The organism is Burkholderia sp. MSMB1078WGS (genome assembly GCF_001528895.1).
GTDB lineage: Bacteria > Pseudomonadota > Gammaproteobacteria > Burkholderiales > Burkholderiaceae > Burkholderia.
Genome location: NZ_LPDI01000088.1, coordinates 41,611 through 64,576, shown reverse-complemented (window position 1 = coordinate 64,576; position 22,966 = coordinate 41,611). Strand labels below are relative to the sequence as shown.

Annotated in this window: 21 protein-coding genes; 12 read left to right on the top strand and 9 right to left on the bottom strand. The window is 69.7% G+C overall.

The features are described 5' to 3' along the window. Nucleotides 1–243: 243 nt before the first annotated feature. From WT24_RS21980 to WT24_RS21965, 4 genes are read right to left on the bottom strand one after another with little or no spacing between them, the layout of a single operon-like run. The gene (locus WT24_RS21980; RefSeq protein ID WP_060035848.1) at nucleotides 244–450 is read right to left on the bottom strand and encodes a DUF1289 domain-containing protein; all 207 of its coding nucleotides are present in this window, start codon (nucleotides 448–450) and stop codon (nucleotides 244–246) included. Beyond that, nucleotides 447–953 (bottom strand): YbaK/EbsC family protein, encoded by a 507-nt coding sequence (locus WT24_RS21975; protein ID WP_034208550.1) that lies wholly within the window; start codon nucleotides 951–953, stop codon nucleotides 447–449. Before WT24_RS21975 ends, WT24_RS21980 begins: the two co-directional genes overlap by 4 nt. A 26-nt stretch (nucleotides 954–979) precedes the next feature. Further along, nucleotides 980–1,912 carry a hydroxymethylglutaryl-CoA lyase gene (locus WT24_RS21970; RefSeq protein ID WP_060035847.1) on the bottom strand — a complete coding sequence of 311 codons (933 nt, stop codon included), beginning with the start codon at nucleotides 1,910–1,912 and terminating at the stop codon, nucleotides 980–982. Nucleotides 1,913–1,943: 31 nt separating this feature from the next. After that, a complete protein-coding gene (locus WT24_RS21965; protein ID WP_060035846.1) occupies nucleotides 1,944–2,885 on the bottom strand; it encodes a glyoxylate/hydroxypyruvate reductase A in 942 nt (313 codons plus the stop codon). Between the two features lie 311 nt (nucleotides 2,886–3,196). On the opposite strand from WT24_RS21965, the gene WT24_RS21960 reads away from it, so the two are divergent. Continuing rightward, a complete protein-coding gene (locus WT24_RS21960) occupies nucleotides 3,197–3,820 on the top strand; it encodes an alpha/beta hydrolase (protein ID WP_060035845.1) in 624 nt (207 codons plus the stop codon). A 244-nt stretch (nucleotides 3,821–4,064) separates the two neighbouring features. Here the strand turns inward: WT24_RS21960 and WT24_RS21955 are convergent, their stop codons facing one another. Then, nucleotides 4,065–4,349, bottom strand: a complete 285-nt coding sequence (locus WT24_RS21955) for a hypothetical protein (RefSeq protein WP_060035844.1) — start codon at nucleotides 4,347–4,349, stop codon at nucleotides 4,065–4,067. A gap of 553 nt (nucleotides 4,350–4,902) precedes the next feature. Here WT24_RS21955 and WT24_RS21950 point away from each other — a divergent pair. From WT24_RS21950 to WT24_RS21940, 3 genes are read left to right on the top strand one after another with little or no spacing between them, the layout of a single operon-like run. Beyond that, nucleotides 4,903–5,658 (top strand): (2Fe-2S)-binding protein, encoded by a 756-nt coding sequence (locus WT24_RS21950; RefSeq protein WP_059506432.1) that lies wholly within the window; start codon nucleotides 4,903–4,905, stop codon nucleotides 5,656–5,658. Between the two features lie 18 nt (nucleotides 5,659–5,676). Continuing rightward, nucleotides 5,677–6,678: a xanthine dehydrogenase family protein subunit M gene (locus WT24_RS21945; RefSeq protein WP_060035843.1), complete on the top strand. Its 1,002-nt coding sequence runs from the start codon at nucleotides 5,677–5,679 to the stop codon at nucleotides 6,676–6,678. Beyond that, entirely contained in the window at nucleotides 6,675–8,900 is a 2,226-nt protein-coding gene (locus WT24_RS21940; protein ID WP_060035842.1) for a xanthine dehydrogenase family protein molybdopterin-binding subunit, read from the top strand. The genes WT24_RS21945 and WT24_RS21940 overlap by 4 nt, the downstream gene beginning before the upstream one ends. Nucleotides 8,901–8,918: 18 nt before the next feature. Here WT24_RS21940 and WT24_RS21935 read toward each other — a convergent pair whose 3' ends face one another. Continuing rightward, entirely contained in the window at nucleotides 8,919–9,839 is a 921-nt protein-coding gene (locus WT24_RS21935) for a LysR substrate-binding domain-containing protein (RefSeq protein WP_059506426.1), read from the bottom strand. A gap of 110 nt (nucleotides 9,840–9,949) precedes the next feature. On the opposite strand from WT24_RS21935, the gene WT24_RS21930 reads away from it, so the two are divergent. Together WT24_RS21930 and WT24_RS21925 are read left to right on the top strand one after the other, a co-directional pair. Beyond that, on the top strand, nucleotides 9,950–10,588 hold the full coding sequence (locus WT24_RS21930) for a glutathione S-transferase family protein (protein ID WP_060035841.1): 639 nt from the start codon (nucleotides 9,950–9,952) through the stop codon (nucleotides 10,586–10,588). 142 nt (nucleotides 10,589–10,730) lie between these two features. Then, nucleotides 10,731–12,932, top strand: a complete 2,202-nt coding sequence (locus tag WT24_RS21925; RefSeq protein ID WP_060035840.1) for a TonB-dependent siderophore receptor — start codon at nucleotides 10,731–10,733, stop codon at nucleotides 12,930–12,932. A 55-nt stretch (nucleotides 12,933–12,987) separates the two neighbouring features. Here the strand turns inward: WT24_RS21925 and WT24_RS21920 are convergent, their stop codons facing one another. Further along, nucleotides 12,988–14,256 carry an MFS transporter gene (locus WT24_RS21920; RefSeq protein ID WP_060035839.1) on the bottom strand — a complete coding sequence of 423 codons (1,269 nt, stop codon included), beginning with the start codon at nucleotides 14,254–14,256 and terminating at the stop codon, nucleotides 12,988–12,990. A gap of 106 nt (nucleotides 14,257–14,362) precedes the next feature. On the opposite strand from WT24_RS21920, the gene WT24_RS21915 reads away from it, so the two are divergent. From WT24_RS21915 to WT24_RS21910, 3 genes are all read left to right on the top strand, one after another. Then, a complete protein-coding gene (locus WT24_RS21915) occupies nucleotides 14,363–15,415 on the top strand; it encodes a LysR substrate-binding domain-containing protein (RefSeq protein WP_059506417.1) in 1,053 nt (350 codons plus the stop codon). 95 nt (nucleotides 15,416–15,510) lie between these two features. Further along, entirely contained in the window at nucleotides 15,511–15,738 is a 228-nt protein-coding gene (locus WT24_RS33340; RefSeq protein WP_082742258.1) for a hypothetical protein, read from the top strand. Then, entirely contained in the window at nucleotides 15,738–16,118 is a 381-nt protein-coding gene (locus WT24_RS21910; RefSeq protein WP_060035838.1) for a type II toxin-antitoxin system VapC family toxin, read from the top strand. The genes WT24_RS33340 and WT24_RS21910 overlap by 1 nt, the downstream gene beginning before the upstream one ends. A gap of 57 nt (nucleotides 16,119–16,175) precedes the next feature. On the opposite strand, the gene dapA is transcribed toward WT24_RS21910, so the two are convergent. Next, complete coding sequence (gene dapA, locus WT24_RS21905) at nucleotides 16,176–17,069, bottom strand: 4-hydroxy-tetrahydrodipicolinate synthase (protein WP_060035837.1); 894 nt, start codon at nucleotides 17,067–17,069, stop codon at nucleotides 16,176–16,178. 449 nt (nucleotides 17,070–17,518) lie between these two features. On the opposite strand from dapA, the gene WT24_RS21900 reads away from it, so the two are divergent. Continuing rightward, nucleotides 17,519–18,538 (top strand): sulfate ABC transporter substrate-binding protein, encoded by a 1,020-nt coding sequence (locus WT24_RS21900; protein ID WP_060035836.1) that lies wholly within the window; start codon nucleotides 17,519–17,521, stop codon nucleotides 18,536–18,538. Between the two features lie 165 nt (nucleotides 18,539–18,703). Beyond that, nucleotides 18,704–19,672: an ion channel gene (locus WT24_RS21895; RefSeq protein WP_060035835.1), complete on the top strand. Its 969-nt coding sequence runs from the start codon at nucleotides 18,704–18,706 to the stop codon at nucleotides 19,670–19,672. A 32-nt stretch (nucleotides 19,673–19,704) separates the two neighbouring features. On the opposite strand, the gene WT24_RS21890 is transcribed toward WT24_RS21895, so the two are convergent. Continuing rightward, the gene (locus WT24_RS21890; protein WP_059506407.1) at nucleotides 19,705–20,319 is read right to left on the bottom strand and encodes a glutathione S-transferase family protein; all 615 of its coding nucleotides are present in this window, start codon (nucleotides 20,317–20,319) and stop codon (nucleotides 19,705–19,707) included. Nucleotides 20,320–20,652: 333 nt separating this feature from the next. Between WT24_RS21890 and WT24_RS21885 the strand changes: the two genes are divergently transcribed. After that, the gene (locus tag WT24_RS21885; RefSeq protein ID WP_060035834.1) at nucleotides 20,653–21,210 is read left to right on the top strand and encodes a DapH/DapD/GlmU-related protein; all 558 of its coding nucleotides are present in this window, start codon (nucleotides 20,653–20,655) and stop codon (nucleotides 21,208–21,210) included. The last annotated feature ends 1,756 nt before the right edge of the window (nucleotides 21,211–22,966 follow it).

Sequence of the window (22,966 nt, the reverse complement as noted above, 5' to 3'; positions counted from 1 at the left end):
CGATTCGGCGCGGTTGCGCGCCCGCGCCGCGTTCGGTCGAACGCACGTGTCGGGAACGGAGATTGCGCGCGAATGGCGTCACGCGAGCGTCGCGCGTGGCCGCGAAAAGCGCTGTAAGAAGTTGTAGGGAAACACCCGATGCGATGCGGTCGCGTCGCTCGTATGATGCGGGCTGTGACGTTGATCACGTTCACAGGATTCCGATCTCGATGCCGTTCGCCCGTGAGGCTGAACGGCTTTTTTTTATGTCTCGCTGCCCGCGATCAGGCGCCGTCGCGCGTCCAGCCGCGCGAGCAGCGCGCGCCTCGCATCGTCGTCCGACGTACGCCATCCCTTGATCTCGCCACGCGTGCGCAGGCAGCCCGCGCACCAGTCGGTGCGCGGATCGATCCGGCAGACGTCGGTGCACGGCGACGCGACCGTGGCGACCGGCATCGTCGCGTCGCTCATGCGGGCTCCCGCAACGCGACGTCCGCGACCGGCGCGCCCGTCAGCGACACGAGTTCGTGCGGCGACAGGTTGAACACCGCGTGCGGATGGCCGGCGGCGGCCCACAGGCTGTCGAGCGCGAGCAGGTCGGCGTCGATCAGCGTGACGGGTTCGACCAGATGGCCGATCGGGCACACGCCGCCGATCGCATAGCCGGTGTTGTCGCGCACGAACTTCGCGTCCGCACGGCCGACCGGCCCGACCTGCGCGGCGACCTTCCTTTCGTCCACGCGGTTGACGCCGCTCGCGACGACCAGCACGGGCGCGCCGTCGGCCTGTCGGCGAAACAGGATCGACTTCGCGATCTGCGCGACCGAGCAGCCGAGCCCGGCCGCGGCCTCGGCCGACGTCTTGCCGGTTTCGGCGAGCATCACGATGCCTTTCGCGTGGCCGCGCTCGCGCAGCAGCAGCGCGACGCGTCGCGCGGAATCGGGGAGGGAATCGAATGAAGCGGGTGTCGTCATGTCGAGGAATCCGTGGAACGAGGTGATCAGACGCAGTTCGCGGCGTCGGCCGCGCTCTGCGCCTTGGCGAGCAATGCACGACCGGCGCGCGACACGTTCGCGCGGCCGATCGCGTTCGAGATGAAATCGCCGGCCGCGACGACCTGCGCGAGATCGATGCCGGTATCGATGCCGAGGCCCTGCATCAGGTACAGCACGTCCTCGGTCGCGACGTTGCCGGTCGCGCCCTTCGCGTACGGGCAGCCGCCGAGGCCCGCGACCGACGCGTGGAAGATCTCGATCCCTTCGAACAGCGCCGCGTAGATGTTCGCGAGCGCCTGGCCGTAGGTGTCGTGGAAGTGGCCCGACAGGCGTTCGCGCGGGAACACGCGCGTGACCGCCGCGAGCACTTCGCGCGTACGCTTCGGCGTGCCGACGCCGATCGTGTCGGCGATGTCGATCTCGTCGCAGCCGAGCGCCGCGAAGCGCTCGACGACGTCGACGACCGACGCGACCGGCACCTCGCCCTGGTACGGGCAGCCGAGCGCGCACGACACGCTGCCGCGCAGCCGCAGGCCCGCGTCCTTCGCGGCCTTCGCGACGGGCTCGAAGCGCGCGATGCTCTCGGCGATGCTGCAGTTGATGTTCCGCTGCGAGAACGCCTCGCTCGCCGCGCCGAAGATCACGACTTCGTCCGCGCGTGCGGCGAGCGCGTTCTCGAAGCCCTTCAGGTTCGGCGTGAGCACCGAGTACACGGTGCCCGCGCGGCGCTCGATGCCGGCCATCACGTCGGCGCCGTCGGCCATCTGCGGCACCCATTTCGGCGACACGAACGACGCGGCCTCGACGTTGCGGAAGCCGGCGCGCGACAGCCGGTCGACGAGCGCGATCTTCACGTCGGTCGGCACGAAGGTCTTCTCGTTCTGCAGCCCGTCGCGCGGGCCGACTTCGACGATCTTGACGGCGGTGGGGAGCGTCATGGTTGTCTCCTGGTTGCTCTTTGTGCGGAATTCAGTAGCCGCGCGCGTAGTCGACGATGCCGCTCACGGGCGCGCCGCGCTCGAACGCGCGGATCTTGCGGGCGATCTGCTCGACGGCCTCCGCGCGCAGCGTCTCGGCCGAGCTGTGCGGCGTGATCGTGATGCGCGGCGCGTGCCAGAACGGATGATCGTCCGGCAGCGGTTCGTGCTGGAACACGTCGAGCGTGGCCGCGGCGACCTGGCCGCTCGCGAGCGCGTCGAGCAGGTCGGCTTCGACGAGATGCGCGCCGCGCGCGACGTTGACGACGTACGCGCCGCGCGCGAGCCGCGCGAACGCGCGCGCCGACAGGATGCCGTCGGTGTCGCGCGTGCTCGGCAGCAGGTTGACGAGCACCTTCGCACCGCCGATGCACGCGTCGAACGCGCCGTCGCCGGCGAAAGTCGCGATGCCGTCGAGCTGCTTCGCGCTGCGGCTGTAGCCGCGCACCGGCAGGCCGAGCGCGGCGAGCGCGCGGGCGACCTCGGCGCCGAGCACGCCGAGGCCGAGGACCGCGACGGTGAAGCTCGCGCGCGCATGCGGTTCGAGCGGCTGCCAGCGGCGTTCGCGCTGCTGCAGGTCGTATTCGTCGAAACGGCGCAGGTAGCGCAGCACCGCGTGCGTCACGTATTCGACCATCTGCTGCGCCATGCCCGAGTCTTCGAGCCGCACCAACGGCACGTGCGCGGGCAGCGTGCCCGGATGCGCGCGGTCGAGCGCGAGCAGCGCATCGACGCCCGCGCCGAGGTTGAAGATCGCGCGCAGGCCGTCGCGCGGCGCGAAGAACTCGCGCGGCGCACGCCACACGAGCGCGTAGTCGGCGGCGGCCGTATCGCCCGGTTGCCATGCGCGCAGTTCGGCTTCGGGCAGCGCACGCGCGATCTCGTCGCGCCATGCGCCCGCATCCTGATGCGGCGAATGGAACAGGATCTTCATTGCGCGAGCGCGCGCACGCCGGCGAGGCGCGTCACGGGAAGGGCGAGCGAAGCCGGGCGCGGCGCGCCGGCGGACGTAGCGGACATCGGGTGTCTCCTGACGACGGCCGGCGCGTCGCGCGCCCAGGCCGGTTCCATGTGAAGCTGACGGGAAGCCCACATTCTACGGTTTCGCGGCACATTGCGCCGTCGTGCGGGACCTGCGCCGGTCACGCCGTCGCCGGGCGCAAAAGCAAAGCACAAAATATTGGTTCGGCCGACGCGTACCCGACGCCACAATCGAACCTCGTCTTCAAGCAAGCGAGGGCAATCATGCGCGCATGCAGCAAATCGGCGTGGCCGCCGCGGCTCGTCACCGTTCCGGGCCTGCACGGCAGTGAAGGCGCTCACTGGCAGACGTGGCTCGAGCGGCAGTTCCCGCGCTCGTTGCGCGTCGAGCAGCACGACTGGGATGCGCCCGATCTCGCGGGCTGGGCGCAATCTGTGCGCGCGCTGCTCGATCGCGAGCGCGGCCCGTTCGTGCTCGCCGCGCACAGCTTCGGCTGCCTCGCGGCCGCGCATGCGCTCGCGCAGTGGCCGCATGTGGGCGATGTGGCAGGCGTGCTGTTCGTCGCGCCGGCCAGCCCGAAGAAATTCACGTTTGCCGGGCCGTTCGACGCGCGCCGGCTCGCCGTGCCGTCGATCGTGATCGGCAGCGAGACCGACCCGTGGATGCCGCTCGCCGACGCGCGCGCGCTCGCGCAGCGCCTGGGCAGCGCGTTCGTGAACCTCGGCGATGCCGGGCACATCAACACGGCGGCCGGCTTCGGGCCGTGGCCGCGTGCGAAATACTTCGTCGACACGCTGGTGCATTGCGCGGCGCCGCTGCGCTTTCGCGACGCGGACGACGGCTTCGAGGCCGCGCTCGTCGAGCGCGCGCTCGCACACGCGGTCTGACGGGCGGGTGGCGCGGCGCACGCCGTGCCGTTGTGCTTGCGACGACGCGCGGACGCGGCCGACGGCGGCCGGCTTCGAAGCGCTCGGCCGGCCGTGCCCGACGGGCCCGCGAAGCGGCGCGACAACGTGCAGTGCGCGTGCCGTTCGCGCCGTCGCCCACCGTGACGTCACGCCGATGGCGGCTCGCCGCGCGGGCCAGCGGCTCTCCCCGAGCGGTACCGACTCATATCGCGCGATGGCGGGATCAGCCCGGCGACGACGCGGCGGCGCCCGACGCGGCCGCGTTCGTGGCGGACTTCGCATCGTCGTCGTCATCGGGCGGATAGTGCACGACGGGCGGCGCGAGCGGCGCGGCGTCGGATGCGGCGGCGTTCGCGGGCGCGTCGCTGTTGAACGCGCTGGCAGCGCCGCTCGATGCACCGGCCGGCGGCGCGGCGTCGGTCGCGTTGGCGTTGTGCGCTGCGTCGTCGCTGCACGCGGCGACGAAAACGGCGGCACACAGAACGACGGCGACGGAAACGCGACGCATGACTTCTCTCCTGGCAGACTGATCGGGAAACGTTTCCGAGTATGCCGCCGCGATGCGACGTTTCGGTGAATCGTTTGCGGTCGGGCGCGAACGCGAGATGTTTTCGTCAGGCTGACCGAATGCCTTCGCTGCGATCCGCCGGCACGCGTGGCGGAATTTTCCAGCAGCGGCGGATGCTGCGCGCATTTACACGGTGCGCGTTGCCGCGACCCGGCCACGGCGACGCGGGCGTCATGCATGGCATCGCGCATGCTCCCGGCAACTTGCGAGCGACGTGCGGCCGCTCACGCCCAAAAAACCGGGCGTTATTGCCGCTTCGTCAGCGAACGGCCAGCCGCGCGCCAGCATGGCGTCATGAAAGCGCGCTCATCCGCGACACGGCGCGGCCGTCGTGCGTGCGCGCCGCGGACCGGCGCCGGCGCCGTGCATCGGCGCGGCGCTCCGCGGGTTCGCGGCACCGGAATTGCTCTTTGCCGATGCGCATGCCGACCGCGCTGCCATCCGGGCACGGGCGGCACGTCTGCGTCCGTCAACCATGGAGCGAGCAGAAGCCATGTCCAGCGATCGATCCGATTCTCCGCCTGCCGAACCGGCGCGCGATGCGGCCCCGTCGCCGCTCGGGCCCGGTCATTCGGCGGTGCCCCCGTTGCCGCACGATACGCCTTCCAGCGCCGCACGACGGCGCTTCCTGCAATCCGCGGCGGCGGCAGCGACCGTCGGCGCCGCCTCGCACGTTCACTCGCAGCCGCCGCGCGCGGCATCCGCACCAGCTGCGCCCCGCCGCGATACGGTGCCCGCGCAGCCCGTACATCTCGACATCAACGGGCGGGCGTACACGCTGCAGCTCGAACCGCGCGTCACGCTGCTCGACGCACTGCGCGAATACGCCGGGCTCACGGGCACGAAAAAGGGCTGCGATCGCGGGCAGTGCGGTGCGTGCACAGTGCTCGTCGACGGGCGGCGGATCAACGCATGCCTGACGCTCGCGGTGATGCACGAAGGCGAGCGGATCACGACCGTCGAAGGGCTGGCGCGCGACGGCGTGCTGAGCCCGGTGCAGCGCGCGTTCGTCGAATACGATGCGTTCCAGTGCGGCTACTGCACGTCCGGCCAGCTCTGCTCGGCGACCGCGCTGCTCGACGAGTTCGCGGCGGGCGCCGGCAGCGCCGCCACCGACGACGTGCGGCGCCCACCCGCGCGCCTGTCGGACGACGAGATCCGCGAGCGCATGAGCGGCAACCTGTGCCGCTGCGGCGCGTACCCGAACATCGTCGCCGCCGTGCGCGCCGCGCATGCGGCGCACGGCTAGCCGGCGGAGGGCAGCGCAATGGAAGCGATCTCCTACGAACGCGCGACCGACGTCTCCGGCGCCGTGCGCGCGGCGCAACGGCCCGGCGCGACGTTCATCGGCGGCGGCACGAACCTGCTGGACCTGATGAAGGGCGGCGTCGCGCGGCCCGTCGCGCTCATCGACATTACGCGCATCGCGGGCCTCGACACGGTCGATGCGCTGCCCGGCGGTGGGGTGCGCATCGGTGCGCTCGTGCGCAACAGCGATGCGGCCGATCATCCGCGCATCCGCGCCGACTATCCGCTGCTGTCGCAGGCGCTGCTCGCCGGCGCGTCCGCGCAATTGCGCAACATGGCGACCGTCGGCGGCAACCTGATGCAGCGCACGCGCTGCCCGTATTTCTACGATCCCGCGTTCGCGCAGTGCAACAAACGCGAGCCGGGCAGCGGCTGCGCGGCGATTGGCGGCCATAACCGAATGCACGCGATCCTCGGCGCGAGCCCGCAGTGCGTGGCGGTGAACCCGTCGGACATGAGCGTCGCGCTCGCCGCGCTCGACGCCGTCGTGCAGGTGAGCGGCCCGCGTGGCGAACGGCAGATTCCGTTCGCGTCGTTTCACCGGTTGCCGGGCGATCGTCCCGATCTCGACACGACGCTCGAACCGGGCGAGCTGATCACCGCGGTGGACTTGCCGCCGCCGCGCTTTGCCGACCATGCGCACTATCTGAAGGTGCGCGACCGCGCGAGCTACGCGTTCGCGCTGGTGTCGGTCGCGGCGGCCCTGCGGATGGACGGCCCGCGCGTCGCCGATGCGCGGATCGCGCTCGGCGGCGTCGCGCACAAGCCGCTGCGTGCGACGCAAGCGGAGCAGCGTCTCGCCGGCCATGCGTTGACCGATGCCGCGCTGAATGAAGCGGCCGCGCTCGCCCTGCGCGACGCACGGCCGCTCGACGGCAACGGCTTCAAGGTCGCGCTCGCGCAGCGCGCGATCGTGCGCGCGGTGAGCACCGCGGCCGGAACGACGGGAGGTGCGGCATGAACACGCTGACCGGACAGCCGCTCGACCGTGTCGACGGCGTGCTCAAGGTGACGGGCGGCGCGCATTACGCGGCCGAATTCCCCGATGCGCGGCTCGCGCACGCGGTGCTCGTCACGAGCACGATCGCATCCGGGCGGATCGAGTCGATCGACACGGCCCGCGCCCGTGCGATGCCTGGCGTGCTGCTCGTGATGACGCACGAGAACGCGATGCGGCTGCCCAACGGCGGCCGGCCGCCGCTGTCGCCGCCCGCCGGGCGCCGGCTCACGTTGCTGCAGGACGACACGGTGCGCTACAGCAACGAACCCGTGGCGGTCGTCGTCGCCGAAACGCTCGAGCAGGCGACCGACGCCGCGAATGCCGTGCGGGTGCGCTATCGCGCGACCGATGCCGCGCTCGATTTCGCGCATGCGAAGCGCGGCGCACGCGTGCCGCCGAAGCAGCAGGGGCGCCCGATGGACACGCAGCGCGGCGACGTCGATGCCGGCCTGCGCGAAGGCGCGGTGCGCATCGACGCAACCTATACGACGCCGATGCAGCACCACAACCCGATCGAGCCGCACGCGACGATGGCGCACTGGGACGGCCCGACGCTCACGCTGCACGATGCGACGCAGGGCGTGTCGGGCGCGAGCACGGCGGTGGCCGCCGTGTTCGGCATTGCGCCGGAACAGGTGCGCGTGATTTCGCCGTTCCTCGGCGGCGGCTTCGGCTGCAAGGGTTCGTCGTGGTCGCACGTGTCGTTGTGCGCGATGGCCGCGAAGCAGGTGGGGCGCCCGGTTCGCCTTGCGCTGACGCGGCCGCAGATGTTCGGCCCGGTCGGCGGTCGGCCGTTCACCGAGCAGCGCGTCGTGCTGGCCGCACGCCGGGACGGAACGTTGACGGCGATGCGTCACGACTCGATCGTCACGACGTCGACGTTCGAGGACTGGACGGAAATGTGCGGGATGCCTGCGCGGATCATGTACGCGGTGCCGAACCAGGCGACCACGCACCGGATCGTGTCGCTGAACGTCGGCACGCCGACGTTCATGCGCGCGCCCGGCGAGGCGTCCGGCTCGTTCGCGCTGGAATCGGCGATGGACGAGCTCGCGTGGCGGCTCGGCATGGACCCGGTCGCGCTGCGGCTCGCGAATTACGCGCAGGTCGATCCGCAGGACGGCAAGCCGTGGTCGAGCAACAAGCTGCGCGAGTGCTACGAGGTCGGCGCGCGGCGCTTCGGCTGGTCGCGCCGCACCGGCGCGCCGCGCACGATGCGAGACGGCCACACGCTGATCGGCCTCGGGATGGCGGCCGCCACGTATCCGGCCAACCGCAGCGAGGCGTCGGCGAGCGCGCGCATCTTGCCGGACGGCACGGCCGAAGTCGCGTCGGGCACGCAGGACATCGGCACCGGCACCTACACGGTGATGACGCAGGTCGCGGCCGACGCGCTCGGCTTCGCGCCGCAGAGCGTGCGCTTCGTGCTCGGCGATTCCAGCCTGCCGCGCGCGCCGGTGTCGGGCGGCTCGCAGTCGGCGGCGAGCGTGGCGCCGGCCGTGCGCGAGGCCGCGTTGCTGGCGCGCGCCAAGCTGATTGCGCTGGCGATCGCCGATCCCGGGTCGCCGCTGCACGGCGCCGCGGCCGACGACGTGACGGTCGACGACGGCTGGGTCGTGCAGCGCGGCGACCCGGCGCGGCGCGATCCGGCGGTGGCGGTGATCGCGCGCGCCGGCGGCCGGCCGATCGACGCTCAGGCGACGACGAAGCCGGGCGACGAGAAGTCGCGCTATGCGTCCCATTCGTTCGGCGCGGTGTTTGCCGAAGTGCACGTCGATGCCGCGCTCGGCACGCTTCGCGTACCGCGCATCGTCGGCGTCTACAGCGTCGGCAGCGTGCTCAACGCGAAGACGGCGCGCAGCCAGTTGATCGGCGGAATGGTGTGGGGGTTCGGCACCGCGCTCGAGGAGGGCTCGCATCTCGACGTGCGGCACGGCCGCTTCACGAACGCGAATCTCGCCGAATATCACGTCCCCGTGAACGCGGACATCGGCGAGCTCGACGTGAGTTTCGTCGACGAAAGCGACACGCACTTCAATCCGCTCGGCATTCGCGGCATCGGCGAAATCGGCATCACCGGCGTGCCGGCCGCGATCGCCAACGCGGTCTATCACGCGACCGGCGTGCGGGTGCGGGATCTGCCGATCACGCTCGACAAGGTCGTGCCGCTGACGCGCGCATGAGCGTGCCGGCAGGCGGCGTCAGCGCCGCGGCGTCCTGCGCCGCACTTCGCTGCGCAGCCAGTCGAGCCAGGTGCGGATCGCCGCTTCGCGAGGATGGCCGGGGCGCCACACGACGTAGTGCGCGTACACGTCGGTGATGCGCACCGTCGACACGCGCACGAGCGTGCCGTCCGCGAGTTCGGGCTCGATCAGCGAGCGCCGCGCGAGTGCGACGCCGCGGCCTTGCCGCGCCGCATCGATCAGCGCGTTCGCATCGGTGAAGCGCGGCGCGCGCGCGGATTCGGTGAGGTCGAGCCGCGCGGCCTGGAACCACGGTTCCCACGGCTGCGCGGGATGGCGCAGCAGCGTCGCGCGCACGAGGTCGGCCGGCGTGCGCGGCACGACGCCGTCGCGATTGCGGTACGCCGGGCTCGCGACCGGAAAGATCGTCTCGTTCATCAGCTTCTCGGCGACGACGCCGGGCCACGTGCCGGGCCCGTAGCGCAGCGCGACGTCGATGCGGTCGCGCTTGCGCAGCGGCGCGAGCGCCACGTCCGGATGCAGCGAGATCGAGATGTGCGGATGCGCGGCCGCGAAGCGCGGCAGGCGCGGCGCGAGCCAGCGCTCGGCGACGCTCGGCAGCACGCTCACGTTCAGCGTCACGTCGCAGGTGCGCGGGCGGCGGCGCACCGCCAGCGTCGGCTCGAACGCGCGTTCGAGCACGCTCAGGCCCTGGCGCACCTGCAGCGCGAGGGCATGCGCGGCGTGCGTCGGCGTCGCGCCGTTGCGCTCACGCGTGAAAAGCGGATAGCCGAGCTGCGCTTCGAGCGTGCGGATGTGCTGGCTGACCGCGCCCTGCGTGAGCGCGAGTTCGTCGGCCGCGCGCGTGAAGCTCTGCAGCCGCACGGCGGCTTCGAACGCGCGCAGCGTCTGTAGCGGAGGGAGGTGGATGCGTCGCATCGCGCATTAGTATCACTAATGCCCGAGCACGACAATTCATCGTTTGCGGCGGCGGCCCGCGCGTTCCTACACTCGTTGCGTCTTCCACAGGCCCGACGGGCAACGCCACCATGAACGCATATCGTCTTTATCTTTCGCCGGGCGCCTGCTCGCTCGCCGCCCACATCGCGCTGGAAGAAACCGGCGCGCCGTTCGACGTCGAGATCGTGTCGGTCCGCGAGCAGCAGAACCTGACCGCGGACTATCTCGCGATCAATCCGAAGGCGCGCGTACCCGTGCTCGCGATTCCGGGCGAGCCGCGCGTGCTGACCGAAACGCCGGCGATCCTCACGTATCTGGCGCGTGCGCATCCGAACGCATGCCTGCTGCCGCTCGACGATCCGCTGCGCGAAGCGCGGTGCCACGAATGGCTCGCGTGGCTGGTCGGCTGGGTGCACGGCGTCGGGTACGGCGCGTTGTGGCGGCCGGGGCGTTTCATCGGCGATCCGGCGCTGCACGGCGCGGTCAGCGCGCACGGGCGCAGCACGATCGACGCGGCGAACGTATCGATCGAAGCGGCGCTGGCCGACGGGCGCACGTGGGCCGAGCCAGGCGGCCATTCGATCGTCGATCCGTTCCTGCTCGTGCTGTATCGCTGGGGCATCGCGATCGGGCTCGACATGACGCGGCATCCCGCATGGACCGCCCATGCGCAGCGCGAGGCCGAACGGCCGGCCGCGCGGCGTGCGCTGGCGCGCGAGGCGATTTGACTCGGCGGTGCGCGGCCGACCGGTGGCCCGGCCGTTTCGTTCGGCAGTTCGTTCGGATGACGAAGTTCGGACGTGTCCAATTGCCATGTCGCATCCAATTCTATTGAATGAGAATCATTATTATCAATAAAGTGGAGTGAACATGAGCCGTTGCATCCAGTCGAGCGCGACGCCGCCGCGGCGCGCGACCGCATCCGTCGCGTTCGCGATGATGACCTGTGCGGCCGCGCCGGCATGCGCGGAGGAAGGCGAGCCGCGCCACGCGCCGCAACTGGACCCGATCGTCGTGCACGGCGCGCGCGACGCCGGTTCGCGCGTCGACCGATCGGGTTCCGCCAAGTATGCGACGCCGCTGCTCGACGTGCCGCAGACGATTACCGTGGTGCCGCGCGCGGTGCTCGACGAACAGCAGGCGCTGAGCTTGCGCGAAGCGCTGTCGAACGTCGCGGGCATCACGTTCAATGCGGGCGAGGGCGGCGGCGGGTCGGGCGACATGTTCAATATCCGCGGTTTCGGCGCGAACGCGAACATGCAGCTCGACGGGCTGCGCGACAGCGCACAGAACAATCGCAGCGACCTGTTCAACGTCGAGGCGGTCGAGGTGATCAAGGGGCCGAATTCGGTATTCGGCGGCGCCGGCACGACGGGCGGCTCGGTGAATCTGGTCAGCAAGACACCGAAGGCCGGCACGTTCACCGAGGCCGGCACGATGCTCGGCACGTCGGACTACCGCCGCGTGACGCTCGATGCGAACCGGCCGCTGCCCGGCGCCGACGGCCGCGCGGCGTTCCGCCTGAATGCGATGGCGCACGTCAACGACGTGCCCGGCCGCGACGACATCCGCAAGCGGCGCTGGGGCATCGCGCCGTCGCTCGCGTTCGGTCTCGGCACGCCGACGCGCGTCACGCTCGGCTATTTCCACCAGTACGACAACAACCTGCCCGACTACGGGCTGCCTGCGCACGACGGCCAGGTGCTGGCCGGCGTGTCGCGCGAGCGCTATTTCGGCTGGCGCAATCTCGACCGCGAACGCATCACGTCGGATACGTTCACCGTGAAGGCCGAACACGACGTGTCGTCCGGCCTGAAGGTGCAGAACCTGAGCCGCTATGCGCACCTGAATCGCGACACGGTGATTTCGGCGTCGCACGTGAACCTGCAGGGCCTGCCGCCGGGGCGCTACAAGCCGGCCGGGCCGCAAGGCTATGGCCGCGATGCGTCGACTGCGATGTGGGCGAACCAGACGAACGTCACCAGCGCGTTTTCGACGTTCGGCATCGGGCATACGCTGGTCACGGGCTTCGAGATCTCGCGCGAGACGTACGGCCGCACGACCTATTCGTACGGACTCAACCGCTTCTACCCGGCCGACGGCTTCGCGCTCGCCGCGCCGCCCGGCGTGTGGCGTGGCCCGGCGCGGCGCCAGGACAGTGCGCGCAACGACACCGCGCTGGTCGTGAAGGCGCTGTACGCGTTCGACACGATCTCGGTCGGCCGCTATTGGGACATCGACGTCGGGCTGCGGCACGACTGGATCGATGGCTGGTCGGAAGGCACCGCGGCCGGCAAGCCCACCGAGCGCGCGGATACCGCCGATCGGCATCTGAGCACGCGCGCGGGGCTCGTGTTCAAGCCGACCGACAACGGTCGTGCGTATTTCGCGTACGGCACGTCGTTCAACCCGTCCGCCGAATTCCTCGTGACCACCGGCTCCGGCGTGAGCGCGGCGACCGGCGCGCTCGCGCCCGAGAAAAACGAGAGCGTCGAACTCGGCGCGAAATGGGAAGGGCTCGCGGGCATCGCGCTGAACGGCGCGTTGTTCCAGACCGAAAAGAAGAACGCGCGCGAACGAATGGCCGACGGCAGCTATGCGCTCGCGGGCCGGCAGCGCGTGCGCGGCGTCGAGCTCGGCGCCGCCGGCAAGGTGACGCCGCGCTGGGACGTGTTCGCGAACTACACGTACCTGGCGAGCGTGACGCTCAGCTCGCCGTCGTCGCCGCGGCGCGACGGGCAGGCGCTCGGCAACACGCCGCGGCACGCGTTCAACGTATGGACGACCTATCGGCTGCCGGCGGGCTGGACGCTCGGCTACGGCTCGCACTTCGTCGGCCGGCGCAACGTGACGTCGCAGGGCGACGGCAAGCTCGGCGCGTACTGGGTGCACAACCTGATGGCGAGTTACGACGTGAGCCGCCGGCTGCGCCTCCAGCTGAACGTCGACAATCTGTTCGATCGTGCTTACGTCGAACGCGTGCGGCAGGTGTCGGGCAGCGAATCGCGGTCGTCGGCGGTCGAGCTCGGCGACGGCCGTTCGGCGATGCTGTCGGCCGTGTACAAGTTCTGACCGCGCCGTGCGACGGCGGCCCGCGCTCCGCCCGGTCGGGCGCCGCGCGCGCCCGTCATCGCGCAAACAGCGGATAGGTCGCGCCCGCGATCAACGCCGCCGCGAGCCACACCATGCTCCACGAACTCGCGGCGAGCAGCGGCGGAATCGCGAGCGGCGTCGCGAACAGCCCGAGATAGACGACCGTGTTCGCCATCCCGAGCGCGGTGCCCGCATGGTTCGCGCCCGCGAGCGTCGCCAGCTCCGTGTACGCGACGCCGTGCCATGCCGACACGCAGATGCCGGCGAACACGAGAATCGCGACGATCGCGGCGAGCGGCACATGCGGGCTGCCGGCCGTCGCCGCCGCGAGCAGCGCGAACGACCCGGCCGCGACGAGCACGGAACCGCGCAGGTACGCGCGCCGATTGCCGTGCCGGTCGGTATGGCGGCCGCTCCAGACGCGCATCGCCATCGCGCCAAGCTGCAGCGCGACCATCGCCGTGCTGATGCCGGCAAGGCCGAGCCGGCCGAAGTCGTGCAGGAACACCGTCGCGAACGTGAGCACCGCAAATTGCGGCGCGCACAGCAGGCCGATGCCGAGCACGATGCGCCACACGGGGCCGCTCGCGAGCGGGTTGCGCGCGTGGCCGGCAACCTGCGGCCGTCGGGCGGCGCGATGCGTGGCGAGGTACGCCGCGGCCGGCTCGGCGGGCGGCTCGTGCAGCCAGCGCCACGTGAGCGCGGCCGATCCCGCGCACAGCAGCATCAGCGCGCCGAACACCGCGGCGAAGCCGGCGTGCGATGCAAGCGACGGCAGCAGCGCCGCGCCGAGGCCGCCGCCGAGGGGCACGGCCGTCTGGCGGATGCTCATCGCGAGCCCGCGCTCCCGCTCGCCGAACCAGCGCATCACCGCGCGCCCGCTCGAACCGTTCACGCTGCCGCCGAGCAGGCCGACGCAGCCCATGGCCGCGACGACGCGCATCAGCGGCGGCGCCGCTTGCGCGGTCGGGACGATCGTGCACACCATCAGCGCGAGCATCGCGGCCGTCGCGACGAGCCCGGCCAGCAGCACGCGGCGGTCGCCGAAGCGGTCGGCGGCGATTCCCCACGGCAGCTCGGACAGCGCGACGCCGAAGCCGAGCGCACCGAGCACGAGGCCGAGGGCGCCGTTGTCGAGATGGTAGGCGGCGCGCATCCACACGGCCGTGGTCGGAATGCCGGCCGCGGCGGCCGAAAAGCTCATGTTGGCGGCGACGCCGGCGGCCAGCACGCGCCAGCGATGGGCCGGCCCGCGCACGTCGCGGGCAGGCGAAGAAGGAGAAGCGATGCACGAGGTATCCATGACGGCAGGCCCGGTTCGAGGTTGACGTGCACAGTTTGGCCGCCTACATTCATCCTGAAAATCGGAAAGTTTTTGATGAATCGTTCGATAAAACAGGATGATTGAGATGCCCGGACAAGACATTCCGCGCGACGGCGGCGAGCCGCTCGCGGCGGCCGATGCCGCGCTGGCGCGGCCCAACTTCGACGTCGCGGCGCTGCGAAGCCTCGTAGCGGGCGTGGATCTCGGCAGTTTCGCGAAGGCGGCGGATCGCGTCGCGCGCTCGTCGTCGGCGGTGAGCGCGCAGATCCGCAAGCTCGAGGAGCAGGCCGGCACGCCGCTGTTCGTGAAAGCCGGGCGCGGGCTCGCGCTGACCGATGCCGGCGACGCGATGCTGCGCTACGCGCGGCGGATGATCGAGCTGAACGACGAGGCGGCCGCGGCCGTGCGCGGCGTGAATCTCGACGGCTGGGTACGGGTCGGGCTGCAGGAGGATTTCGGCGAGGCGATCCTGCCGGACGTGCTCGGGCGGTTCGCGCGTGCGCATCCGAAGGTGAAGATCGAGGCGCGCGTGGCGCGCAACGCCGATCTGCTCGACCGGCTCGATGCGAACCAGCTCGATCTGGCGCTCGTGTGGGGCGATCCGGCGTCGGCGGCGCTCGTGTCGCGGGCGGGAATCGACAGCGAAGCGATCGCGCAGGTGCCGATGCAATGGATCGGCGCGGCGGCGGGCGGTGGTTTCGGTGTGCCGAATGGCGATGGGGGCGCGGGTGGGGCGGGCGGCGCCGGCGAGCCCGGCGGCCGCGCCGTGCGGGCGACGGGCGAGCCGTTGCCGCTCGTCGTGTTCGACCGGCCGTGCCGCTTCTTCGGCGCGGCGACCGATGCGCTCGATCGTGCCGGCGTGCCGTGGCGCGTCGCGTTCACGACGCCGAGCCTGGCCGGGCTATGGGCGGCCGCGGCGGCGGGGCTCGGGCTGACGGTGCGCTCGCATTACGGGCTGCCGGCGTCGGTGCGCGTGCTCGATGCCGCGTCGTGCGGGTTGCCGGCGCTGCCGAGCTTGCCGCTGATCCTGCTGCGGCGCACGTCGTCGGCGACCCCGACGGTCGACCGGCTCGCGCGGATCGTGACGCAGGCGGTGCGGGGGGCGACGGAGGAGGGCGGCGTAGCGCTCGCGGCGTGACGAGCCGCCGAGATCCGGCAGGCATCCCCCATCCGGCTGAATGGATCGTTCGGACGGACTTGACTACAGTGGTGGCATCCAAAGCGGAGGTCATCATGCAACGCGCAAATATCCCCGGCACCACGGCCAATCCATCGCAACAAGTCGACGTTCCGATTTCCGGCGAGGAAACCGCGATCTCGAACCCGCCAGCATCCGGGGATCGGTCCGTATTCGTCAAACGGCCCGTTCGGTTCGGTCTCCTGCAAGGTCAGGTTCGGATTGCGGAAGACTTCGACGCACCGCTGCCCGACGACTTGCTGGCTGCTTTTGAAGGGCGCTGATGCGGTTGCTGCTCGATACGCACATCTTCTTGTGGAGCGTGACCGATGACCCGAAGCTCAGCGCCCGAGCACGCAGGGTGATCGCGGATGCCGACGAGCGGTTCGTCAGCAGCGCGAGTATCTGGGAAGCCGCGATCAAGGCCGGCTTGGGGAAGCTCGATGTCGACGTGGATCGGCTAGTTCGCGTGCTTCGGGCGAGCGGGTTCCGCGTACTGCCGGTCCGGGCCGTACACGGGGCAGCCGTACGCAGCTTGCCGAGCCATCATCGCGACCCGTTCGATCGGCTGCTCGTTGCGCAGGCCCAGCATGAACCCCTGCAGCTCGTCACTGCCGATGGGCATCTCGCCCGGTACGGCATGTCTGTGGTTCTGACAGTCTGAAACAATCTGGCAGGCGGGAAGCCGGCGGTCGCCGGCCCCCGGTGCATGACGGGCCGTTCATACAGCCGCAGCGTGCGGTCCGATTTCCTCGAGTTCCGCACGGAGCCTGCCCAGCCTCTCCCGCAACCCGTCGCTCGCCGGCACGAACGGCAGCCTCAACCCGTCCTCGCACCACCCTTGCGCGGCGAGCACGGCCTTCACCGGCGCCGGATTCGGTTCCGCGAACAGCGCCGCGACGAGCGGCTGCAGCGCAACCGACAGGCGCCGCGCGTCGGCGAGCCGCCCGTCGCGCAGCCACGCATGAATCCGCACATGCCATTCGGGCAGCACGTGCGCGCTGCTCGCGATCGCGCCGTGCGCGCCCGCGCACATCGCCGCGAAGTTCTGGTTGTCGTCGCCGGACAGGATCGCGAGCGGCGTGTCGTGCACGAGCCGGCTCATCCGGTCGAGCGTGCCGCCGCATTCCTTGATGCCCGCGACGCGCGGATCGCGCGCGAGCGCCTGCAGCGTGTCCAGTTCGACGTTCACCCCGGTGCGGTACGGGATGTTGTAGACGAGCACGGGCAGGTCGGCCGCGTCGACGATCGCCTCGACATGGCGGCGGATGCCGTCCTGCGTCGGCCGCACGTAGACGGGCGGCGTGACGAGCAGCCCGTCGGGGCGCAGCGCCGCGAGCTCCCGCGCGCGGGAGCTCGCGAAATGCGTCGCGCTCGCGGTCAGCCCGACGACGATCGGCAGCGCGGGCGCCGCGTCGCGCAGCGTCGCGAATACCGCGTCTTGTTCGCGCGCGTCGAGCAGCACGCCTTCGCCGGTCGTCGCGCCCGCGACGAAGCCTGCGATGCCGGCGGCCGCATAACGGCGCGCGAGCCGCGCGAGTGCCGCGTGATCGACCTCGCCGTGGTGGAACGGCGTGACGATCGGCAGCCAGATACCTTCGAAACGTGTGTTCATGCAAAGCCTCATGGTGGAAACGGAGTGGGAAGGAACCGTTCCGCCGGCGGGGCCGGAGCGAGGCGTGCGTGCAAGGAGAATGAAACGACCTGCGGGCATCCCGTCCGGCATTCGCCTGACGGGACGCGACGTCCCCGTCAGTCGAGGAGTCGTTTTTTCAGTTTCAGCCCGGCCGCGCGCGCGCCTGCCGCGACGGCGGCGAGGATCGAGGGCGAGCGCAGGGTAGCGGACATGGATGAACCGTGAGTGGGCTGAGCGGCGATCTTAACACCGCGGCGGCAGGGTGCGCGAGCCCCGGCCGTCGTTTAGCAGGATTCGAGATTTGCTTTCCACGACTGATTGGAAGGCGCGCTGCGCCCGGCCGCTAGAATGCCCGCTTACGTTTCGATGACGGCGCGTACGCGTGCGGTCACGCACATTCACCACCACTGGAAACGGGGCATATCACGATGGCAAGCATCAAGGGGATCGGCCGCTGGCTGCACACGGGCGCGGCGGCGGCGCTGGTCGTGGCGGCGGCGGCCGCGCATGCGGACACGTCGATCCTGAACGTGTCGTACGACGTGACGCGCGAGCTGTACAAGGACATCAACGCGAGCTTTGCCGCCGCCTACAAGCAGAAGACCGGCGAGACGGTCACGATCAAGCAGTCGCACGGCGCGTCGAGCGCGCAGGCGCTGTCGGTGCTGCAGGGGCTGCAGGCCGACGTCGTGACGATGAACCAGCCGAACGACATCGACCTGCTCGCCGAGCGCGGCCAACTGCTGCCGAAGGACTGGCGCGCGCGCTTCCCGGACAACAGCTCGCCGTATTCGACGACGATGGTGTTCCTCGTGCGCAAGGGCAACCCGAAGGCGATCAAGGACTGGAGCGATCTCGCGAAGCCGGGCGTCCAGGTGATCATCGCGAACCCGAAGACGTCGGGCAACGGCCGCTATGCGTATCTCGCCGCATGGGGCTTCCAGAAGCAGAAGGGCGCGACCGACCAGCAGGCGCTCGACTTCGAGAAGGCGATCTTCCGCAACGTGCCGGTGCTCGATTCGGGCGGTCGCGGCGCGACGACGACGTTCACGCAGCGCGGCATCGGCGACGTGCTCGTCACGTTCGAGAACGAGGTCGCGCTGATGGACACGGGCGCGTCGGGCGCGCAGTTCGACGCGGTGTATCCGTCGGCGAGCATCCTCGCGGAGCCGCCCGTCGCCGTCGTCGACAAGGTGGTCGACAAGAAAGGCACGCGCAAGGTCGCGCAGGCGTATCTCGACTACCTGTACACGCCGCAAGCGCAGGAGATCATCGCGCAGCACCATCTGCGCCCGCGCGACGCGGCCGTGCTGAAGAAGCATGCGGCCGAGTTCAAGCCGCTGAAGACATTCAGCGTCGAGCAGGTCTTCGGCAACTGGGCGAACGCGCAGAAGACCCATTTCGCCGACGGCGGCACGTTCGACCAGGTGATCGTCGACCGGAAGTGATTACGGCGGGCGCCACGCGCGAGCCCGCATGACGATGCAGCCGGCCGCTCGCGCGGCCGGCTTTTTTTGCGGCTGCGCGGCGGTTTGCCGTTCCGAACCGCCCCGCATTCCCCGCCGCTGCCGCGCGTGCTACGCTCATCGCCTCCCTGCAACCGGCGCCGCGCGATGAACGTCGATTCGTCCTCCCCAGCCTCCCGCGGCCGTGGCCGCAAGATCTGGTCGGGCACCCGCCCGGTGATCGCGTACGGGATGCCGCCGCTCGGCTGGCGCGATTTCTATCACCGCGCGCTGACGGTGAGCTGGCCCGTGTTCTTCCTGTCGCTCGCGGTGCTGTTCCTGCTGCTCAACGGCGGTTTCGCGACGCTCTACCTGCTGGGCCATGCGCCGATCGCGAACCAGTCGCCGGCCGGCTTCGGCGGCGCGTTCTTCTTCAGCGTCGAGACGCTCGCGACCGTCGGCTACGGCGACATGCATCCGCAGACGGTTTATGCGCACCTCGTCGCGACGTTCGAGATCTTCGTCGGGATGTCGGGCATCGCGTTGGCCACGGGGCTCGTGTTCGCGCGGTTTTCGCGGCCGCAGGCGAAGATCCTGTTCGCGCGCTACGCGATCGTGCGGCCGCTGAACGGCCGGATGACGCTGATGGTGCGCGCAGCGAATGCCCGCCAGAACGTGATTGCCGAGGCGCAGGCGAAACTGCGGCTGATGCGCGTCGAAGGCACGCACGAGGGCTATTCGCTGCGCAAGATTCACGACCTGCCGCTCGTGCGCAACGAGCATCCGATCTTCCTGCTCGGCTGGAACCTGATGCACGTGATCGACGAGTCGAGCGTGCTGTTCGGCGAGACGCCCGAATCGCTCGCCGCGCGCGACGCGCAATTGCTGATCACGATCGAGGGCTCGGACGAGACCACCGCGCAGGTCATGCAGGCGCGTCATGCATGGGCGCATGGCGAGATCCGCTGGCGCCACCGCTATGTCGACCTGATGCACGACGAGGACGGCATCACGCACATCGATTACACGCATTTTCACGACGTCGTGCCGATCGACGTCGATACCGACGAGCGCGGTTCGCCGGGCGTGGTGATCGACGCGGACGCGTCGGCGCCGGGGCCGGCCGCGCAGACGTGATCGAGGGCGACGGGGGCCGCCCCCGTTGCGCCTCACCCGTGCAGCAGACGCGCCGCTTCGCGCCGTTCGATCTCGACCGCGCGGCGGAACGCGTCGCGGTCCTCGGCGCGCGCGACGTAGTCGCCGAGCACGCCTTCGTGCGGCAACAGATGCGCGTCGAACGCGATCTTCAGCGTGCTGGCGAGCAGCAGGTCGGCCGCGGTGAAGCGCTCGCCGACGAGCCAGCGACTGTGGGCGAGCGCTTGTGCGAGGGCGCGCTGCACGCGGGTGATGTTGCCCCAGCCGAACGCAACCGGATTGCCCGACGCGCCGGTGAATTTCTCGGCCATCGCCGGTTCGAGGCAGGTCGGCGTGAAGAACATCCACTGGAGGAAACGGCCGCGCAGCGGATCGTCGGGGGCGATGCCGAGCCCGGCGCCCGGGCAGCGATCGGCGAGATAGAGCAGCACGGCGCCCGATTCGGCGAACGGGGCGCTGCCGTCGTCGAGCGCGGGCAGCTTGGCCATCGGGTTGACCTGCACGAACGCATCGCTGCCCTGTTCGTGCGAGCGCAGATCGACCGGCACGAGTTCGTACACCACACCGATTTCCTCGAGCATCCACAGCGCCCGGAATGCCCGGGTCTTCGGCCAGTAGTAGAGCTTCATCGCGCCTCCGCGTTTGGGTGCAGGTGTCGAGCCGGGGGAGCCTCAAGCGTACCCGAGCCCGGGTGGTTGGGACAGGGGCCCGCGGGTCGGCTGCATGCGGTGAAGCCGGCGGAAGACGCGATGAAACCCTTATGTGATAGGGGTTCTGTAAATAACTAGTTATAAAAAAACTAGTTATTTACAGAAGACCCAGAAAACCCCGGCGAAAAAGCCGCATCACTACAATGTGCCGGGCCCGCCCGCAGCCTCCGCGCACGCGGCAACGTAATCGGCCGTTCGTCCGCGATCGTCAACGCATCGCGCAACCCCGCACCTACTGGAGACCCGTCACGCATGGCAAACGACGATTGCACCACCATCATTCCGCGCAGGACACCCGAATCGGCGGCCATGGTGGCCGAGATCAAACGGGCGATGGCGATCACCGCGCGGCTCAACCGCCTGACGTTCGACGATGCGGCGGACGTGCGCGCATTGTTCGGCGAACTGATCGGCACGCAGGTGGACGACGATTTCGTGCTGATCCCGCCGTTCCATGCGACGGGCGGCGCGGGCATGAAGCTCGGGCGCAACGTGTTCGTCAACCAGAACTGCACGTTCTACGACCTGGGCGGACTCGAGATCGGCGACGACGTGATGATCGGCCCGAACGTCAGCCTCATCACGTCCGGTCATCCGGTCGAGCCGTCGCGGCGACGCGACTGCGTGGTCGCGAAGCCGATCGTGATCGGGCGGAACGTGTGGATCGGCGCGGGTGCGACGGTCATCGGCGGCGTGACGATCGGCGAAAACGCGGTCGTCGCAGCCGCGGCCGTCGTCACCCGGGACGTGCCGCCGAATACGCTGGTCGGCGGCAATCCGGCGAAGGTCATCCGGTCGATCGCGGAATAACGTCGCCCAGGCGTGCCGGCGCGACGAAGCATCGTCGGCGGGATGTGGACAACACGCCGCCAAAGCCACTCGAAACGCTGTGCAATTGAACGGTGAGTGTGCCGCGGAGGCCTTCCGGACAAGCCTTTTCGGCTTTTCCGGGATTTCGTGCGCCAAGGCGTCCGTCGATCGGCAGATGAAGATCCGGTCGCGCCCGCGGTTGTGGATATCCGCGCGTCGAAACGACTCGGCGCCCTGTGGTTTTCACAGGTGAGGATGACCGGATGCTGCGCGAGACATGAAGCGGGTTGTGGACAACTCGCGTCCGGACGAAGCGAAATGCTGTGAAATTCAATGGTGAGCGCCGCGACCGATCCGGCTGCGCGCCCGCCCCGGCGCGGGTTTCGGGCCATTGTCGCGGTGCAGGGCGACGCGCATTCTAGCCGATGGCGCGCGTGTGCGCCCCCAAGCATGCGGGCAGGGCGACGTCGATATCCGGCTCCGGCCCCCAATCGAACGGCTGTGCATTCTAACGGTGAGCGCCGGTGCGTGGTTCGCAACGCGCGGATTTCGACGCGCTTGTCCGCCTTCTTCAACGACTCTGCGCGCTGTGCAATTCAATGGTGAGCGTGAGTTCGCGACCGGCGCGCCGCCCTTCAGGATGCGGCTGTTCGACCGCCGACGCCACGCGAAGCGATGTTCCTGTCAGGCCGAGGAGTCAGATTGCGAGCAACGGCTACGCGCATTTCCGTGTGGATATCCGTCCGCCGGAACGACTCGCGGCACTGTGTATCTCGACGGTGAGCATCGGTGCCTGATCGCGTGATGAGCCGCTTCCAGTATGGACTGCCGGTCGTCGTCGTTCTTCGAGGCGCGCGGCGGTTATCGATCGGAGAACGCTCGTCCATGTGGATATCCGGCCCACTCCACCACTCGAAGCGCTGTGGTTTTCAACGGTGAGAGTGCCCGGATGGCCAGAAGGCAACGCAGATCCGCACGTGGACAACCGCCACCGCAGCCAGTTGAGCCCCTGTGTATATCAATGGTGAGAGTGAGTCGGCAATCGTATGGCCTGCGTGTTCAGGCGAGGGCATCCGGCCCGGTCAATCACTCGAAGCGCTGTGGTTTTCAACGGTGAGAGTGCCCGGATGGCCAGGAGGCAACGCAGATCCACACGTTGACAAGGGCCACCGCAGCCAGTTGAGCCCCTGTGTATATCAATGGTGAGAGTGAGTCGGCAATCGTATGGCCTGCGTGTTCAGGCGAGGGTATCCGGTCCGGTCAATCACTCGAAGCGCTGTGGTTTTCAACGGTGAGAGTGCCCGGATGGCCAGGAGGCAACGCAGATCCGGACGTGGACAACCGCCACCGCAGCCAGTTGAGCCCCTGTGTATATCAATGGTGAGAGTGAGTCGGCAATCGTATGGCCTGCGTGTTCAGGCGAGGGCATCCGGCCCGGTCAATCACTCGAAGCGCTGTGGTTTTCAACGGTGAGGGTGCCCGGATGGCCAGGAGGCAACGTAGACCTGGACGTGGACAACTGCCACCGCAGCCAGTCAAACCCCTGTGTATTTCAAAGGTGAGTGCGAGCCGGCAATCGCGCGGCATGCGGGTTCCGGCGAGGATATTCGCCCTCCAAACCCACTCTCGACGCTGTGTATTCGAGCAGTGAGCGCAAGCAGAGGACCGACGAAACCCCGCGATTTCCGATGTGGATATCCATCGCCGCGACCCACTCGCCAAGCTGTGAATTTCAACGGTGAGCGCCGCTGCCAGG

Coding starts and splice junctions, on each gene's coding strand:
- dapA (WP_060035837.1), bottom strand. CDS start 17,069: ATGAACACACGTTTCGAAGGTATCTGGCTGCCGATCGTCACGCCGTTC.
- WT24_RS21890 (WP_059506407.1), bottom strand. CDS start 20,319: ATGAAGCTCTACTACTGGCCGAAGACCCGGGCATTCCGGGCGCTGTGG.
- WT24_RS21940 (WP_060035842.1), top strand. CDS start 6,675: ATGAACACGCTGACCGGACAGCCGCTCGACCGTGTCGACGGCGTGCTC.
- WT24_RS21945 (WP_060035843.1), top strand. CDS start 5,677: ATGGAAGCGATCTCCTACGAACGCGCGACCGACGTCTCCGGCGCCGTG.
- WT24_RS21920 (WP_060035839.1), bottom strand. CDS start 14,256: ATGGATACCTCGTGCATCGCTTCTCCTTCTTCGCCTGCCCGCGACGTG.
- WT24_RS33340 (WP_082742258.1), top strand. CDS start 15,511: ATGCAACGCGCAAATATCCCCGGCACCACGGCCAATCCATCGCAACAA.
- WT24_RS21980 (WP_060035848.1), bottom strand. CDS start 450: ATGAGCGACGCGACGATGCCGGTCGCCACGGTCGCGTCGCCGTGCACC.
- WT24_RS21885 (WP_060035834.1), top strand. CDS start 20,653: ATGGCAAACGACGATTGCACCACCATCATTCCGCGCAGGACACCCGAA.
- WT24_RS21915 (WP_059506417.1), top strand. CDS start 14,363: ATGCCCGGACAAGACATTCCGCGCGACGGCGGCGAGCCGCTCGCGGCG.
- WT24_RS21895 (WP_060035835.1), top strand. CDS start 18,704: ATGAACGTCGATTCGTCCTCCCCAGCCTCCCGCGGCCGTGGCCGCAAG.
- WT24_RS21900 (WP_060035836.1), top strand. CDS start 17,519: ATGGCAAGCATCAAGGGGATCGGCCGCTGGCTGCACACGGGCGCGGCG.
- WT24_RS21970 (WP_060035847.1), bottom strand. CDS start 1,912: ATGACGCTCCCCACCGCCGTCAAGATCGTCGAAGTCGGCCCGCGCGAC.
- WT24_RS21965 (WP_060035846.1), bottom strand. CDS start 2,885: ATGAAGATCCTGTTCCATTCGCCGCATCAGGATGCGGGCGCATGGCGC.
- WT24_RS21925 (WP_060035840.1), top strand. CDS start 10,731: ATGAGCCGTTGCATCCAGTCGAGCGCGACGCCGCCGCGGCGCGCGACC.
- WT24_RS21950 (WP_059506432.1), top strand. CDS start 4,903: ATGTCCAGCGATCGATCCGATTCTCCGCCTGCCGAACCGGCGCGCGAT.
- WT24_RS21930 (WP_060035841.1), top strand. CDS start 9,950: ATGAACGCATATCGTCTTTATCTTTCGCCGGGCGCCTGCTCGCTCGCC.
- WT24_RS21910 (WP_060035838.1), top strand. CDS start 15,738: ATGCGGTTGCTGCTCGATACGCACATCTTCTTGTGGAGCGTGACCGAT.
- WT24_RS21955 (WP_060035844.1), bottom strand. CDS start 4,349: ATGCGTCGCGTTTCCGTCGCCGTCGTTCTGTGTGCCGCCGTTTTCGTC.
- WT24_RS21935 (WP_059506426.1), bottom strand. CDS start 9,839: ATGCGACGCATCCACCTCCCTCCGCTACAGACGCTGCGCGCGTTCGAA.
- WT24_RS21960 (WP_060035845.1), top strand. CDS start 3,197: ATGCGCGCATGCAGCAAATCGGCGTGGCCGCCGCGGCTCGTCACCGTT.
- WT24_RS21975 (WP_034208550.1), bottom strand. CDS start 953: ATGACGACACCCGCTTCATTCGATTCCCTCCCCGATTCCGCGCGACGC.